General features: G+C 62.5%; 15 protein-coding genes. 5 read left to right on the plus strand and 10 right to left on the minus strand.

Going from position 1 to position 14,786, the window contains the following annotated elements; translation table 11 throughout:
* A partial coding sequence (locus C266_RS26895) for an IS3 family transposase (protein WP_010804286.1) occupies positions 1-467 on the plus strand: 467 nt, incomplete at its 5' end.
* On the opposite strand, the gene C266_RS14110 is transcribed toward C266_RS26895, so the two are convergent.
* The 5 genes from C266_RS14110 to C266_RS14130 form a co-directional block, all read right to left on the minus strand.
* A complete protein-coding gene (locus C266_RS14110; protein WP_168162922.1) occupies positions 398-1,219 on the minus strand; it encodes an amino acid ABC transporter substrate-binding protein in 822 nt (273 codons plus the stop codon). The two genes, C266_RS26895 and C266_RS14110, sit on opposite strands and share 70 nt — an antisense overlap.
* 396 nt (positions 1,220-1,615) lie before the next feature.
* The gene (locus tag C266_RS14115) at positions 1,616-2,203 is read right to left on the minus strand and encodes an ATP-binding protein (RefSeq protein WP_010804288.1); all 588 of its coding nucleotides are present in this window, start codon (positions 2,201-2,203) and stop codon (positions 1,616-1,618) included.
* On the minus strand, positions 2,200-2,577 hold the full coding sequence (locus C266_RS14120; RefSeq protein ID WP_010804289.1) for a cupin domain-containing protein: 378 nt from the start codon (positions 2,575-2,577) through the stop codon (positions 2,200-2,202). Before C266_RS14120 ends, C266_RS14115 begins: the two co-directional genes overlap by 4 nt.
* Before the next feature lie 46 nt (positions 2,578-2,623).
* The gene (gene trxA / locus C266_RS14125; RefSeq protein ID WP_036663064.1) at positions 2,624-3,475 is read right to left on the minus strand and encodes a thioredoxin; all 852 of its coding nucleotides are present in this window, start codon (positions 3,473-3,475) and stop codon (positions 2,624-2,626) included.
* Between the two features lie 249 nt (positions 3,476-3,724).
* Entirely contained in the window at positions 3,725-4,624 is a 900-nt protein-coding gene (locus tag C266_RS14130; protein ID WP_010804291.1) for a pirin family protein, read from the minus strand.
* A gap of 200 nt (positions 4,625-4,824) precedes the next feature.
* On the opposite strand from C266_RS14130, the gene greB reads away from it, so the two are divergent.
* The gene (greB, locus tag C266_RS14135; RefSeq protein WP_010804292.1) at positions 4,825-5,385 is read left to right on the plus strand and encodes a transcription elongation factor GreB; all 561 of its coding nucleotides are present in this window, start codon (positions 4,825-4,827) and stop codon (positions 5,383-5,385) included.
* A 91-nt stretch (positions 5,386-5,476) separates the two neighbouring features.
* Here greB and C266_RS14140 read toward each other — a convergent pair whose 3' ends face one another.
* The 4 genes from C266_RS14140 to C266_RS14155 form a co-directional block, all read right to left on the minus strand.
* Positions 5,477-7,891: a bifunctional (p)ppGpp synthetase/guanosine-3',5'-bis(diphosphate) 3'-pyrophosphohydrolase gene (locus tag C266_RS14140; RefSeq protein WP_010804293.1), complete on the minus strand. Its 2,415-nt coding sequence runs from the start codon at positions 7,889-7,891 to the stop codon at positions 5,477-5,479.
* Positions 7,892-7,951: 60 nt separating this feature from the next.
* Positions 7,952-8,158, minus strand: a complete 207-nt coding sequence (gene rpoZ, locus C266_RS14145; protein ID WP_010804294.1) for a DNA-directed RNA polymerase subunit omega — start codon at positions 8,156-8,158, stop codon at positions 7,952-7,954.
* Positions 8,159-8,248: 90 nt separating this feature from the next.
* Positions 8,249-8,926: a guanylate kinase gene (gmk, locus tag C266_RS14150; protein WP_010804295.1), complete on the minus strand. Its 678-nt coding sequence runs from the start codon at positions 8,924-8,926 to the stop codon at positions 8,249-8,251.
* A gap of 5 nt (positions 8,927-8,931) precedes the next feature.
* A complete protein-coding gene (locus C266_RS14155) occupies positions 8,932-9,861 on the minus strand; it encodes a YicC/YloC family endoribonuclease (RefSeq protein ID WP_010804296.1) in 930 nt (309 codons plus the stop codon).
* A gap of 211 nt (positions 9,862-10,072) precedes the next feature.
* Here C266_RS14155 and rph point away from each other — a divergent pair, with 211 nt between their 5' ends.
* From rph to hemW, 3 genes are read left to right on the plus strand one after another with little or no spacing between them, the layout of a single operon-like run.
* Complete coding sequence (rph, locus tag C266_RS14160) at positions 10,073-10,801, plus strand: ribonuclease PH (protein ID WP_010804297.1); 729 nt, start codon at positions 10,073-10,075, stop codon at positions 10,799-10,801.
* Between the two features lie 2 nt (positions 10,802-10,803).
* Positions 10,804-11,421 (plus strand): RdgB/HAM1 family non-canonical purine NTP pyrophosphatase, encoded by a 618-nt coding sequence (gene rdgB / locus C266_RS14165; protein WP_010804298.1) that lies wholly within the window; start codon positions 10,804-10,806, stop codon positions 11,419-11,421.
* A gap of 5 nt (positions 11,422-11,426) precedes the next feature.
* On the plus strand, positions 11,427-12,647 hold the full coding sequence (hemW, locus tag C266_RS14170) for a radical SAM family heme chaperone HemW (RefSeq protein WP_010804299.1): 1,221 nt from the start codon (positions 11,427-11,429) through the stop codon (positions 12,645-12,647).
* Positions 12,648-12,764: 117 nt separating this feature from the next.
* On the opposite strand, the gene C266_RS14175 is transcribed toward hemW, so the two are convergent.
* Positions 12,765-14,489: an acyl-CoA synthetase gene (locus C266_RS14175; RefSeq protein WP_010804300.1), complete on the minus strand. Its 1,725-nt coding sequence runs from the start codon at positions 14,487-14,489 to the stop codon at positions 12,765-12,767.
* Positions 14,490-14,786: the final 297 nt, after the last annotated feature.

Raw genomic sequence — 14,786 nt, forward strand, 5'->3', positions numbered from 1 at the left:
TATGGGCGCAGGGGCGCTGGCATTATCTGGCCGTGGTGTTGGACCTGTTCACGCGCCGCGTTGTCGGCTGGTCATTCTCGACGAGCCCCGACGCCGACCTCGTAGTGAAGGCATTAGACATGGCGTTCGAGCAACGCGGTCGGCCCACGGGCTTGATGTTCCACAGCGACCAGGGCGGTCAATATGCTAGCCGGAAATTCCGTCAGCGACTGTGGCGCTATCGAATCAGGCAGAGCATGAGTCGGCGTGGAAATTGTTGGGATAACAGCCCGATGGAACGCTTGTTCCGAAGCTTGAAAACGGAATGGGTGCCAAGCACTGGATATATAAGTGTTCGAGAAGCACAGCGGGACATCAGCTATTACCTGATGCAGCGATACAACTGGACTCGACCACATCAATTCAACGAGGGTCTAGCCCCGGCAGTCGCAGAAGAAAAACTTAACTCGGTGTCCGGCGTGGGTTGACCACTACAGAGCACCTCGGCGGACGGTTGGACATTCAGGCTGTGCCCAAAGGGTGGTACGGCGGTCTGAAACCACTCGCGTTGGAGCTTGGCCATATCGCCGTTGCGGAACAGCGTGGCGAGCGCGGCGTCCACGCGCGCCTTGAAAACCGGGTCATCCTTAGGCAGAACCAGCGCGTAATACTCGGGTTGGTTCGACAGCGGCGGCCCGACGATTTGAAACAGATCCGGCGATTTGCTAGTAGCGCGCAGGCCTTCGAGAAGCACGTCGTCGAGCGCGAGGGCTTGAGCACGATGTTCGCGCAGCATGCGGAACGCGTCGGCATAGTCGCGTGCCAAGAGGAGTTGGAAGCCTGTGCGGACGTGCTGGGCGCGTACGAGCCGCTCGGCCGTCGTTCCTTGCACAACGGCGAGCCGAAGCCCGCGAAGGTCGTCGATGGAGTTGATCCCTGCGCCTTGCCGGACCATGAGGCGAACGTTGGCCGCGTAGTACGGAAGGCTGAAAGCCACCTGCCGCTCACGTGTTGCGGTGACCGTCGACGGGGCGCAATCGATGTCGATGGCATCGCCCTTGATCATCGGCCCGCGCATCTGCTCGATCACTCGCACGGGCGTAACGCGCAGGTCCGGCATTGCCAGCTCGCGCTGTAGCGCGGGGACGATGCGCTGACAGAGCGCCCATGCCAGCCCCATCGGTCGATCCTTTGCGTCGACATACGAAAAAGGGACGGCGGTCTGCCGGTAGCCGAGCACGATGCGTCCACGCTCGCGAATGCGCGCCAGCGTTGGGGCCACGTCCGACGCCACCGTTTGCGTGACGGCACTATCGCGTGATGCTGGCGAATCCGCGGCCGATAGCGGGAGCGCGACAGTGTTGATCCGGGGCAACCCCGGCACCGGCGGCCCTCCGGCGTGCGCCATGACCGGGACGACGACCGCCAACCCGGCCACCGACCTCAGGGCAACATGAAGGAATTTTCTACAGAAGCCCACGACACTGGCCGCAGGCGAAGACAACGGGCAAAGAGGCAGGGACATGATCGGCGTGGGCACAGGGAGGAAAGTGCCCCTACCTTAGCAACGCACGCGCCGCGCCCTCCCCCCGCAAAACGCGTTTTAAGACTTTTCCCTTGGAACAAATTTCAACGATCAGCGTGTCTGCGCCAGCAGCGTTTGCAGCAACTGCTCGTCGTCGTCCAGCGTCGGGGCGGTGTTGTCGAAACGAATCAAGCCGGGGAACGCGGCTGCGGGCGGCAAAATCCGACGTACGCGGTACGCGTCCCAATGCGCGAGCTTATAAGCGTCGTTCGGATTCCCCCGGCTCTCGATGCGCGCCTTCGCGTGAGCCTCGTCGAGATCCACCCAAACGACATGCACCCCGACATCGTCATCGATATCGAGCCACGCGCGGTCGAAGAGCAACCCTTCACGCAACTCACGGGAAAACGGTCCCACCACAAGCACGTTCACGCCGAGGCGCAGATTCTCTCGCGCCGTTTCCAACAGCCCGGCGTACTCCGGTTCGCGCAGCGTCTGCAAATACAGAGGACTGTCGCGATCGTTCGGATTGCCCGTCAGTGCGCCCATCACCGCTGCACTGTAAGCACCGTAAAGCGTATCTTTATCGAGCAGACAGAACGCTTCCCCGCTACGGGCGATCAGTGGGCGGATCAGCCGTTTGGCGAGCGTCGTCTTGCCTGCCCCCGCGTGACCACAGAAGAAAATGAGGCGCGTCATGATTGCGTCTTGCGCTCGAACATCACGAAATGCTTGCGTACTGGCTCCACCACTTCGAACACCCCTTCAAAACCAGCCGGGATCACACAGGCATCGCCTGGCCCGAATTCCGAGGCGTTACCGTCGAGGTCGCTGATGCGAATACGCCCCTCGATCACCGAAAAATACTCCTGACGATGCGCGCCGAAGGCGATGCGCCACGCGCCGGGTTCGCACGTCCATTCACCACAATCGAACTCGCCCAGCGCGTCGGTGTAGAACGGGCGCGTCACGCGTTGCGGATTACCGCTCACGCGGCGGGCTTCAGCAGGATGGTCGAAGACGGCTTCGCCCGCCTGATCGGGAGCGAAGGTAATCAGAGAAGGAGCAGTCATCAGCGTACAGTCCGTAGTGAAAAGGATGTGCCTCAGAGAATTTACCTCAGTTAAGCGCCGCGCTCAGCTTGCGCCGCCACGCGGCGACCGTGGCCGGATCGGTCTCGGATAAGGCGTCGAAAATGGCCAGCATCGATTTACGGCCGGCATCGTCGCCAAACGCGCGGTCACGCTGAACGATCTCCAGCAGCGTCCGCAATGCGGGCTCGTAGGCGCGATCCGCCAGATAACGATTCGCGAGGTCGAGCCGTGCCTGCAAGTTATCCGGCGCTGCTGCCACACGCGCCAGCAACGCCTGCGCAGGCGGCAAATGGCTCGCCTGCTCCGCCGCAGCGATACGCGTGTTCAGGGCTGCGATGCGAGCGTCGCCGCTGGCCGCTGTGCGCGGGGAAAGCAACGTCAGTTCGGTGCGCGCACTCTCGACGTCGCCCATACCCAGCAGCACGTCGGCCAGGTCGAGACGCACATCGTCATGTGCGGGATCTAGCGCGAGGGCAGCCTGCAACGCGTCGCGTGCGACCTCCGGCTTGCCCTCCTGCAAGGCCTGGCGTGCCACCCGGCGAGCCATCTCCGCCGGATTCGGGACAACGCGATCGATGAACGCGCGCAACTGCCCCTCCGGCAACGCCCCCACAAACTGGTCGACAGGCTCGCCATTGACGAACGCGACCACCGTCGGCAGGCTGCGCACACCGTACTCCGCGCAAAGCTGTGCGTTCTCGTCGGCATTGATCTTCACCAGACGAATGCGGCCCTGCCCTTCGGTCTCCAGCCTCTCCAGCAGTGGGCCGAGCACATTGCATGGGCCGCACCACGGCGCCCAGAAGTCCGCCAGCACAGGCACCTGATGCGAGACGGCCAGCACGTCGGCGTCGAAACTGGCGAGGTTGGTATCGATCATAGGTTCTTATTAAGCAGGGTAAATTGCGTTAACAGCGGCCGTCACTCATCACATAAAGCCGCCAGCTTGAAGCATGGTAATCGCAAAACCGGGGCAAATCGTTACGGACGCGCTTTAGCGCCTGAGGTTCCCGCCCCGGCCGCGCACCACCTTCCGCGTGCCGATAAAAAACGCCTGCGGCCGATCGCTTCGGCGGCAGGCGTGCGTCGACCTGAAATGTGCTGAACCGGGTACTTAGTTAGATACTTAATGGCCAGCCGGCTTGCGCTCAGGCAGCGGAATCCACTCCGTCTCACCGGGCACGGTACCCATCTGCTGGGCCGTCCAGGCCGCCTTGGCCTGCTCGATACGCTCGCGGCTCGACGACACGAAGTTCCAGAAGATGAAGCGGTCACCGTCGAGCGGGGCGCCACCGAGCAGCATCAGCCGTGCTGGCTTGTCGCCCGCCACGATGCGCACATCGGCGTGCGGTGCGAGTACGCCCATACGCTGTTCCGGCAATACCTCGTCGTTCACCGTCACCTCGCCCTGCACGGTGTAGACCGCGCGCTCCGCATACTCCGGCGGTAGCACGAACGCCGCGTGAGGCTCCATGTCGACGGCCAGATAAAAGATCGGTGAGAACACCTTCACCGGCGCCTTCTTGCCGAATGCTTCCCCAAGAATCAGACGCATATGCACGCCCGGCAGAAAGATATCCGGCAGCGAGGCCGCTTCGTGATGCGCAAACGAGGGCTCCGTCTCTTCGTCGGCCTGCGGCAGCGCGACCCACGTCTGAATGCCGTGCACGTCGCCGCCGCGCGCCCGCACGTCTTGCGGCGTGCGTTCCGAGTGCACGATGCCGCGTCCTGCCGTCATCCAGTTCACCGCGCCCGGCGTGATGCGCTGGTCGCTGCCAAGACTATCGCGATGCCAGATCTCCCCGTCGAACAGGTAGGTGACGGTCGCCAGCCCGATGTGCGGATGCGGACGCACGTCCATGCCCTGCCCCGGCGCCAGCGTGGCCGGGCCCATGTGATCGAAGAAGATGAACGGCCCGACCGTCTTGAACGGCAGACTGGGCAGACTCCGCTGCACGGTGAAAGCGCCGATATCGCTCAAATGCGGCTTGAGCACGGCGAGAAAGGGACTCGTGGAATCTGTCATGGCGCTGCTCTCCTGCAGTCATGTGGGGCGTTGTGTCCCGATTGTAGAGGACATTGGCGACCCATTCCATGACACCTGAGCATGATTGCCTGGCGGCGAATCCGGCTTGTGGGCTTGCGTGCATGCTCGATGCGCATCGAACCTATAATGCATGAATCCCGAAACCCATTTCCGTACGCGCGCGTCGTGTGCATGGACTTATGAACAAAGCCTTCGTCAAGGAAGACAGCGGCGACGACGATGACGATCTCGACGCCGGTGCCCCGGAAATTCCGGCAGGCACCAAAAACTACATCACGCCGGCCGGTTATCGTCGCCTGAAGGACGAATTGCTCGATCTCATCGACAATCAGCGGCCCGAAGTCGTGAAAATCGTGTCGTGGGCGGCGTCCAATGGCGACCGCTCGGAAAACGGCGATTACATCTATGGCAAGCGGCGTCTGCGCGAGATCGACCGTCGTATTCGCTTTCTCACGCGACGTCTCGATAATGCCGAGGTTGTCGACACACGCCGTCAGGAAAACGTCGACCAGGTGTTTTTCGGGGCAGAAGTGACCTATGCCGACACCAAGGGCGACGAGCACACGATCATGATCGTCGGCATCGACGAAGTCGATCTCGACCGGGGGCACGTCAGTTGGATTTCACCGATCGCCCGCGCGATCACCAAAGCGAAGATCGGCGACACAGTGCCCCTGCGCACCCCGGCAGGGCTCGAACAGATCGAGATTCTGGACGTACGCTACCCGCCGTCGACGTGATGACGGCGCTCGCAAAGCCTTTCGGGGTCTGAGAATAGCGGTGCAGACTGTGCCGGCGCGCCTCGATTGAGGGCGTGCGCCGGCCGTCTCGTCAGAAGTTGCCGCGTTCGCGCGCCATACGCAAGGCACGCAGTTCTTCGTGATGGCGTTCGCTCGGGCGCTCGCGCGCCACCCGCATCACATCCGGATTCACGCGAATACGACGCATCACATTGGCCAGATGCACGCGGTCGCTTACCTGGATGAGGAAGCGCAGTGTTGCCGATTCGTCCGGCACCACTTCATCCATGCTGATATGCGCGATATTGGCGTCCGACGCGGTAATGTCCGCCGCCACCCGCGAGAACACGCCGCGGTTGTGATGCACGAGCACCTTGATACCCACATCGAACAAACGCCCCGGCTGCGGTGCCCATGCCACGTCAATCCAGCGGGTCGGGTCCTTGCGATGAATACGGCGTGCGATCGGACAATCGGTGGTATGGATCGCCATCCCCAGACCAATGCCGATATAGCCCATGATGGCGTCGCCCGGAATCGGTCGACAGCAGGCCGAGAACTGCACCGACATGCCTTCCGTGCCCGTGATGAGCACCGGCGGTCCGACATTCTCATCGCCGGTACGCGGCGAATCGGGATCGTCCGGGCTGTCGATATCGTTCTCGCCTTCCTTGCCCGACGAGAGCACGGCAAGACGCTTGGCCAGAACCGCCGCCACCCGACGCCCCAAGCCGATATCGGCGAAGATGTCCTGCCGGTCCTTGTTGCCAGTCCACTGCGCGAGCTTGTCCCATATCTCCGGCGAAATCTCGCTCATCGTCAGGCCATAGCCCTTGAGCGCCTGCTCCACCAGACGTTCGCCAAGTTGTACCGACTCGGCAAACCGCATCGTCTTGAGGTAATGACGAATGGCCGAACGCGCCTTGCCCGTGCGCACGAACCCGAGCCAGACCGGGTTTGGCTTCGAATACGGTGCGGTGATGACTTCCACGATGTCGCCATTCTTCAACTCGGTGCGAAGCGGCAACAACTCGTTGTTGATCTTGACGGCGACACACTGGTTTCCCAGATCGCTGTGGACCGAATAGGCAAAGTCCAGGGCCGTTGCGCCGCGCGGCAGCGCCATGATGCGCGCCTTGGGCGTGAAGACATAGACGGCGTCCGGGAACAGATCGATCTTGACGTGTTCAAGGAATTCGGTCGAATCGCCGGTCTCGCTCTGAATGTCGAGCAACGACTGTAACCATTGATGCGCATGCTTCTGCACATCGTTCATGTCCGCGCCGCCGTTCTTGTACAGCCAGTGTGCGGCCACGCCCGCTTCCGCAATCTCGTGCATGCGGCGCGTGCGAATCTGGAATTCGATGGGGGTACCGAAGGGGCCGACGAGCGTCGTATGCAACGACTGATAGCCGTTGACCTTCGGAATGGCGATGTAATCCTTGAACTTGCCCGGCACCGGCTTGTAGAGTGCATGCAATACGCCGAGCGCCAGGTAGCACTGCGCATTCGACTCGACGACGACACGGAAGCCGTAAACGTCGAGCACCTGCGAGAACGACAGTTGCTTCTCCTGCATCTTGTTGTAGATGCTAAAGAGCGTCTTTTCGCGGCCGAAGACGTCGGCGCTCACGCCACCGTCCGTCAGCGCCTTCTCGACGGCGTCGAGGATCTTGCCGACCACTTCGCGCCGGTTGCCGCGCGCGGCCTTCACGGCCTTGTCGAGCACGGCGTAGCGACGCGGATGGTAATTCGCGAAGCTCAGATCCTGCAGCTCGCGATAAGTATTGTTCAGGCCCAGACGGTGCGCGATGGGCGCGTAGATGTCGAGCGTCTCGCGCGCCACACGGCGCTGCTTTTCCGTCGACGTGACGCCCAGCGTGCGCATGTTGTGCAGGCGGTCCGCGAGCTTGACGAGAATGACGCGAACGTCGCGCGCCATGGCCAGCAGCATCTTGCGGAAGCTCTCGGCCTGTGCTTCTTCCCGGCTGCGAAACTCCATCTTGTCGAGTTTCGACAGGCCGTCGACCAGTTCCGCGACCTTCGGGCCGAATCGCTCGGCGAGTTCGGCCTTGGTCACGCCCTGGTCTTCCATCACATCGTGCAGCAGCGCCGCCATGATCGATTGTGCATCGAGCTTCCACTCGGCACAGATCTCGGCAACGGCGACGGGATGGGTGATATAGGGTTGTCCGCTCTGGCGATACTGGCCCAGGTGGGCCTCGTCGCTGAACTGGAATGCCTCTTTGATTTGCGCGAGGTCGTTTTCCTTGAGGTACTCCCCAAGCATGCCCTTCAGACGGGCAATCGAAACGACTTCGTGCTTACGCGGCTGCTCAGGCGTTGCCGTCGGACCGAACAGGTGCCGGTACGACTGCTCTAGCAGCGCGTCGATGTACTGCCGCGTGGCGCTTTCGCCCTTCTTTTTCTTGCGTTCGGGCTTGGGCTCCCCCGCTTTGGGTTCATCCGCAGCGATGGACGCGGCCGGTGATTTCGCATGACTCATACGTGTACCTGCATCGTCGAGCGGCCCGGAACGTCACATCGCATCAGTGCAGTCTCCAGATCAGAGCGGCACTTTCTTGAGCATCTCGATGCCCACCTGACCCGCCGCGATTTCGCGCAGCGCGACAACGGTCGGCTTGTCCTTGTTGTTCTCGAGCTTCGGGGTGTGACCTTGCGCGAGTTGACGAGCGCGGTAGGTCGCGGCGAGTGCCAGCTCGAAGCGATTCGGGATTCTTTTCAGACAGTCTTCAACGGTAATACGGGCCATAAGGGGGTTCCTTCTTGATATAAGGCGTATTCTATCGCAGCCGGCGCAGACTCGCGCAAAACGCGAGCGCCGCCGACGAATGCTTGGATATTACTGGTGCTCGTTCAGCGCGTGGATGTCCAGATCGGTGAACAACGTCTTGTGCCGGGCGTACTGCGAAGCGAAGCGCAGACGCACTGCGGTGAAGACCGATTGCAGTTGATCGAGCGCGCGCTGGAATTCGTCATTGATGATGATGAAGTCCGCTTCAGGCGCGTGGGCGATTTCGCCGCCGGCCGCCAGCAGACGTCGTGCAATCACCTTCGGCTCGTCGGTGCCTCGCTTTTTCAGCCGCTCTTCGAGGGCCTCGATGGACGGCGGCAGGATGAAGATCCCGACCGCATTCGAAAAGCGCTTGCGCACCTGCTGCGCACCCTGCCAGTCGATCTCCAGCAAAACGTCGCGACCTTCGCGCATCTGATCTTCGATCCAGACGCGCGACGTGCCGTAATAGTTGCCGTGCACTTCGGCGCTTTCCAGAAACTCGCCACGCTTGCGACGCTCAAGAAATTGCTCGACCGAAATGAAGTTGTAATGCACACCCTCTTCCTCGTTCGGACGCGGTGCCCGCGTCGTGCACGAGATCGACAAACACACCTCGCTATCTTGCGCGAGCAGTGCGTTGACGAGCGTGGACTTGCCCGCGCCCGAAGGGGCGACCACCATGAACAGGTTGCCGGGATACTCGGCGTGCAAGGCTGAGGGCGGGACTTGCGATTGCGGGGTCATGCGAGTTACTCCAGATTCTGCACTTGCTCTCGCATCTGCTCAATATAGAGCTTCAGCTCCATCGACGCGTCGGCGAGTTCCTTCGAGGCGGCCTTCGAGCCGAGCGTATTCGCTTCGCGATTGAGCTCCTGCATCATGAAGTCCAGCCGTTTGCCGACCAATCCCCCCTTATCGAGGATGTGGCGGGTTTCCTTCAGGTGAGCGTCCAGACGCGTGAGTTCTTCCGCAACGTCGATACGCACGCCGTACATCGTCACTTCCTGACGAATGCGCTCGGCGATTTCGTCCTTACCGGGTGCGGCCGAGCCTTCCGGCAGCACGATACCCAGCGCTTCCTGCAAGCGATCGATGATCTTCTGTTGATGGCGCGCGATCAGCTCCGGCACCTGCGGCTGCAGGACCGTGAGAATTCTCTCCATGTTCTCGATGCGCTCGACAAGGCTGGCCTTGAGCTGTGCACCTTCGCGCTTGCGGACATCGACGAGATCGCCAATGGCGGTGCGGCCTGCGTCAATGACGGCATCGCGCAGCGCTTCGGCGGTCACCGACTCTTCGCCGAGCACGCCCGGCCAGCGCAGGATTTCGCCGGTGCGCATGCGTTCCGCGTCGGGGAAAATCGAGAGGACCTGTTTTTCGAGATCGGAGAGTTGCTTGACGGCGTCGAGATTGAGCGCACCGTTCGTGCCGCTCTCGGGACGCTGCACATTGATGCGGATATCGACCTTGCCGCGCGAGAGCTTGGCGGTGAGCGCTTCGCGCAGCACCGGCTCGCACGCACGCGCTTCTTCGGGCATGCGGAATGCGAGATCGAGGAAGCGCGAATTGACCGTGCGCAATTCGACCGACACGCTCGCGCCTGCGGCGCCATCGGCATGCGCAATGTCGCGCGTGACGCTGGCGTAGCCAGTCATACTGTAGATGTTGTTGTCTTTCATCGGGGTGTCCGGCACCACTGCCTCGTGACAGTTCTTCAGCGAGGTGAAGCAGCCATCGGATTCGCATGCATGGATGAAACGCGATTATCGCATTTTCCGGCCCGGCGCTCCGGAATCGGCACGCCGCGCCGGGCGGCGGTGCCAAGCTTGACGCGTTTAGCGATACCATTCGGGTATTGCCGCATAAACTCACCTCGCAGGACATTCACTCATGACGCAAATCACCCGCCCGGACGGCCGTGCGCTAGATGCACTGCGCCCCGTGCGCATTACCCGCCAATACACCCGTTACGCCGAAGGTTCGGTGTTGATCGAGTGCGGCGAAACCAAGGTCATCTGCACCGCCAGCGTTGAAGAGAAAGTGCCGGGCTTCCTGCGCGACTCCGGCCAGGGCTGGCTCACCGCCGAGTACGGCATGCTGCCGCGCGCCACGCACACCCGCAGCGATCGGGAAGCGGCACGTGGCAAGCAGAGCGGCCGCACTCAGGAAATCCAGCGCCTGATCGGCCGTTCGCTGCGCGCCGTGTTCGATCTCGAGAAGTTCGGTCCGCGCACGATCCAGATCGACTGCGACGTCATTCAGGCGGACGGCGGCACGCGTTGCGCCTCGATCACCGGCGCGTTCGTCGCGGCGCACGACGCCGTCTCGAAGCTCATCGCCGAGGGCAAACTTGCGTCGTCGCCCATACGCGCGCACGTCGCCGCAGTCTCGGTCGGGCTGTATCAGGGCCACCCGGTGCTCGATCTGAATTACGCTGAAGATTCCGCGTGCGATACCGACATGAACGTCATCATGACGAGCGAAGGCGGTTTCGTCGAAATTCAGGGAACGGCCGAAGGCGCGCCGTTCACGCGCGCGCAAAGCAACGTGCTGCTCGATCTGGCCGACACCGGCATCCGTCAATTGATCGACGCCCAGAAGCGCGCACTGGGAGTCTGACGATGACGATGCAGAAGATCGTGCTGGCGTCGAACAACCCAGGCAAGCTGCGCGAATTCGCGTCGTTGTTCGAGCCGCTCGGCATCGAGTTGGTGCCGCAGGGGATGCTTGGCGTTTCAGAAGCCGACGAGCCCCACGTGACCTTCGTCGAAAACGCGCTGGCGAAAGCGCGGCACGCGGCGGCGGCGACCGGCTTGCCCGCACTGGCAGACGACTCCGGCCTGTGTGTGCCGATCCTTGGCGGCGCACCGGGCGTGTATTCCGCCCGTTACGCGGCCCGCGCCGGACGCGAGAAGTCGGATGCTGCAAACAACCGTCATCTGATCGAGCAACTCGCCCCGCATGCCGACACCCCCGGCTACCGCGACGCCTATTACTATGCGGCGCTCGTGCTGGTGCGTCATGCTGCCGATCCGCAGCCAATCATTGCCGAAGGGCGTTGGGATGGCGAGATCATCGACATGCCGCGTGGCGCGCATGGCTTCGGGTACGATCCGCACTTCCTCATCCGCTCGCTGAATCAGACGGCGGCCGAACTCGATCCTGCCGTGAAGAACGCCCACAGCCACCGTGCGCGCGCATTGCGCGTGCTGCTGGAAAAATTGGGCCGGGAGGCGTGAGCGGTATGAATGAGTCCGTGCTGCCCGTGCAGAACTTCCTGCGGCCCGGCAAGATCAGCTTGCCGGCGTTGCCGCCGATGTCGCTGTACGTGCACTTTCCGTGGTGTGTACGTAAGTGTCCGTATTGCGACTTCAACTCGCACGAGTGGCGTGGCGACGGCGGTGCACAGGCATTCCCGGAACAAGCCTATCTCAACGCGCTGCGTCAGGATCTGGAACAGGCATTGCCGCTGGTGTGGGGGCGTCCGGTGCACACGGTCTTCATTGGTGGCGGCACGCCGAGCCTGTTGTCGGCTGCGGGGCTGGACCGTCTGCTGTCGGATCTGCGCGCGCTGCTGCCGCTCGACGCCGACGCCGAAATCACCATGGAGGCGAACCCCGGCACCTTCGAAGCCGACAAGTTCCGCAGCTTCCGTTCGAGTGGCATCAATCGATTGTCCATCGGCATTCAGAGCTTCAACAGCGAGCATCTGAAGGCGCTCGGACGCATTCACGACGGCGACGAGGCCCGTCATGCCATCGAGATCGCGCAGGCGAACTTCGAGAACTTCAACCTCGATCTCATGTTTGCGTTGCCGAACCAAACGTTGGCGCAATGCCAGCAGGATGTGGAGACGGCGTTGTCGTTCGCGCCCCCGCACCTGTCGCTGTATCACCTCACGCTCGAGCCGAACACACAGTTCCACAAATATCCGCCCACGGTGCCCGACGACGATACGGCGGCGGACATGCAGGATTGGATTGCCGAGCGCACGGCAGCGGCGGGTTACGGGCATTACGAGGTGTCGGCGTATGCCCAGCCGCATCGTCGCGCGAAGCACAACGTGAACTACTGGGAATTCGGCGACTATCTCGGCATCGGTGCGGGCGCGCACAGCAAGATTTCGTTCCCGCACCGGGTGTTGCGGCAGATCAGGCATAAGCATCCGCAACGGTTCATGGAAGCGGCGGCGGCGGGCAATGCCGTTCAGGATGAGCGCGAGGTCGACGTGCGCGAGTTGCCGTTCGAGTTCATGCTCAACGCGTTGCGGCTGACCGATGGCGTGAAGAGCGAGCTTTTTGCGGACCGCACCGGCTTGCCGATGGCGAAGATTGCCAAGGCGCTGGCGGCGGGTGTCGACAAAGGATTGCTCGTTGACGATCCGCAACGCATTGCCCCAACCGAACTGGGTCAGCGATTCCTTAACGACCTTCAGGCAATGTTCCTGGAGCGCGATGGGAAGTAACTGTCCGACGCAGCACTCGCCCCTCCCCCGGCGGCGACGCGTGCCCAAGAGAAATGCGCCGTCGCGCGGCGCACCTCCCTCTCCAGACTCGCTGACTTGAGCCGCAGCACGTTGGGATCACCCTAGTGCGGAGCCCATCTCACGCAACGCCTTACGGATGATCTTGCCGGTGACCGTCATCGGCAACTCCGGCAGGAAGACGACTTTGCGTGGATATTCATGCGCCGCGAGACGGGTCTTCACGAAGTCCTGAATCTCCTTGGCCAGTTCGTCGGACGGCGCATACCCTTCGCGAAGCACCACAAACGCCTTCACGATTTCGGTACGAAGCTCGTCTGGCTCTCCGATCACGGCGGCGAACTGCACTGACGGATGCCGGATCAGGCAGTCCTCGATGGGGCCGGGACCAATGCGATAACCGGCGCTGGTGATGACGTCATCCGAGCGGCCGGTGAACGTGATGTAGCCCTGCTCGTCCACAAATCCCGAGTCCCCCGTGAGCAGGTAGTCGCCGCGATACTTCTCCATCGTGGCGTCGGGGTTGTGCCAGTAGCCGAGGAACATGACCGGGTTGGGCCGGGCGATGGCGATGTTGCCGACTGAGCCCACGGGAAGCGGGTTGCCGTCGTCATCGACGATGGTGACATCGTGACCGCGCACGGCGCGTCCGATGGCGCCGGGCAGCGCGGGAAACGCTGCGGCGCATGACGAGACGACCATGTTGCACTCTGTCTGCCCGTAGAACTCGTTGATGTCGACGCCGAGATGCTCGCGCCCCCATGTCAGCAGTTCGGGACCGAGCGACTCGCCGCCGCTGGCGACCGAACGCAGTTGCAGCGGCCAGTGCTCACGTGGTAACGGGACGGTGCGTAGCATCTTGAGCGCCGTCGGCGGGAGGAAAGTGTTGCGCACACCGTGGCGCGCCATCAGATCGAACGCGGCGACGGGATCGAATTTCTCGAAGCGGCGCGAGAGCACCGGCACACCGTGATGCAGGGCTGGCAGCAGCACGTCGAGCAGTCCACCGATCCAGGCCCAGTCGGCGGGCGTCCAGATCAGATCGCCCTCCTGAGGAAACCCGTTGTGCGACGTCTCCACACCCGGCAGATGGCCGAGCAGCACCCGATGCGCATGGAGCGCGCCCTTGGGTTTGCCGGTGGTGCCTGAGGTGTAGATGATGAGCGCGGGGGCGTCGGCGCGGGTCCGCACGGGTTCGAAATGCGTATCGCGCGAGGCGATGGCGGGCCAGAGCGCGAGCAGGCCGTCTTCGGCGACACCCCAGTCCTGATCGTCGGCGACATGATGATGGGCTTCGGGGAGGTCGTCGTGGACGACATAGACGAGGCGCAGGTCTGGGATTTCGGCGCGAATGTCGTCGATTTTTCCGATGCTGGAGAGGTCGGTGACGAGCACGGCGGCGCCGGAATTTTGCAGGCGATAGGCGAGCGCTTCCGGGCCGAATAGTGTGAAGAGGGGAACGGCGATGGCGCCGAGTTTGTAGGCGGCAACGTGAGCGACGAGCGTGGCGGGCGATTGGGGCAGGAAAATGCCGACGCGGTCGCCTGCCTTGACGCCGTGGGCGCGCCATTCGTTGGCGAGTTGATTCGAGAGTCGTTTGAGGACGTCAAACGTGAGTCGCACGTGCGAGCCGTCTGCGCTTTCGTGAATGAGCGCGAGGCGGTTGGAGCCATCGGCCCATTTATCGCAGACATCGACGCCAATGTTGTAGAGGGTGGGGATCTGCCAGGAGAAGGTATTGGCAGTCGGGGCATCGGTCGCGCGTTCGCCGCTGGCGTCATTTGACGTCTCTTGGGCGGAATCGCGGGAGGTGTCGGCATCCATGCGGTGTCTCCGGGTCATGTCTGGCCTCGCACGGTAACGCGGGGGGCGTTCACCGCACGTCTTGAAGCATGATGCATGCCGGACGCAGACAAAACAAGGGGTTGATGAGGGAAACGCTAGGATTTGAGCGGGATGCGAGGCGATTTTGACGCAAGAAGGGCTTCACATGACGAGATGAGCGGGTATAATGCCCGCTGCCGTGCGGTACTGGTCTGCGCCGGAATACCGACGCCGATTCTCCCGGACCGCGCGCATCCCAAGCCGTCGCCTCAGACGGCATCCCATGCCGCGACACGC

The organism is Pandoraea sp. SD6-2, from assembly GCF_000389825.1.
Classification (GTDB): Bacteria; Pseudomonadota; Gammaproteobacteria; order Burkholderiales; family Burkholderiaceae; genus Pandoraea; species Pandoraea communis.

Excerpts from the sequence above, each read along its gene's own strand:
- C266_RS14115 (WP_010804288.1), bottom strand. The coding sequence starts at position 2,203 with ATGACGCGCCTCATTTTCTTCTGTGGTCACGCGGGGGCAGGCAAGACG.
- C266_RS14120 (WP_010804289.1), bottom strand. The coding sequence starts at position 2,577 with ATGACTGCTCCTTCTCTGATTACCTTCGCTCCCGATCAGGCGGGCGAA.
- C266_RS14130 (WP_010804291.1), bottom strand. The coding sequence starts at position 4,624 with ATGACAGATTCCACGAGTCCCTTTCTCGCCGTGCTCAAGCCGCATTTG.
- greB (WP_010804292.1), top strand. The coding sequence starts at position 4,825 with ATGAACAAAGCCTTCGTCAAGGAAGACAGCGGCGACGACGATGACGAT.
- C266_RS14140 (WP_010804293.1), bottom strand. The coding sequence starts at position 7,891 with ATGAGTCATGCGAAATCACCGGCCGCGTCCATCGCTGCGGATGAACCC.
- rpoZ (WP_010804294.1), bottom strand. The coding sequence starts at position 8,158 with ATGGCCCGTATTACCGTTGAAGACTGTCTGAAAAGAATCCCGAATCGC.
- gmk (WP_010804295.1), bottom strand. The coding sequence starts at position 8,926 with ATGACCCCGCAATCGCAAGTCCCGCCCTCAGCCTTGCACGCCGAGTAT.
- C266_RS14155 (WP_010804296.1), bottom strand. The coding sequence starts at position 9,861 with ATGAAAGACAACAACATCTACAGTATGACTGGCTACGCCAGCGTCACG.
- rph (WP_010804297.1), top strand. The coding sequence starts at position 10,073 with ATGACGCAAATCACCCGCCCGGACGGCCGTGCGCTAGATGCACTGCGC.
- rdgB (WP_010804298.1), top strand. The coding sequence starts at position 10,804 with ATGACGATGCAGAAGATCGTGCTGGCGTCGAACAACCCAGGCAAGCTG.
- hemW (WP_010804299.1), top strand. The coding sequence starts at position 11,427 with ATGAATGAGTCCGTGCTGCCCGTGCAGAACTTCCTGCGGCCCGGCAAG.
- C266_RS14175 (WP_010804300.1), bottom strand. The coding sequence starts at position 14,489 with ATGGATGCCGACACCTCCCGCGATTCCGCCCAAGAGACGTCAAATGAC.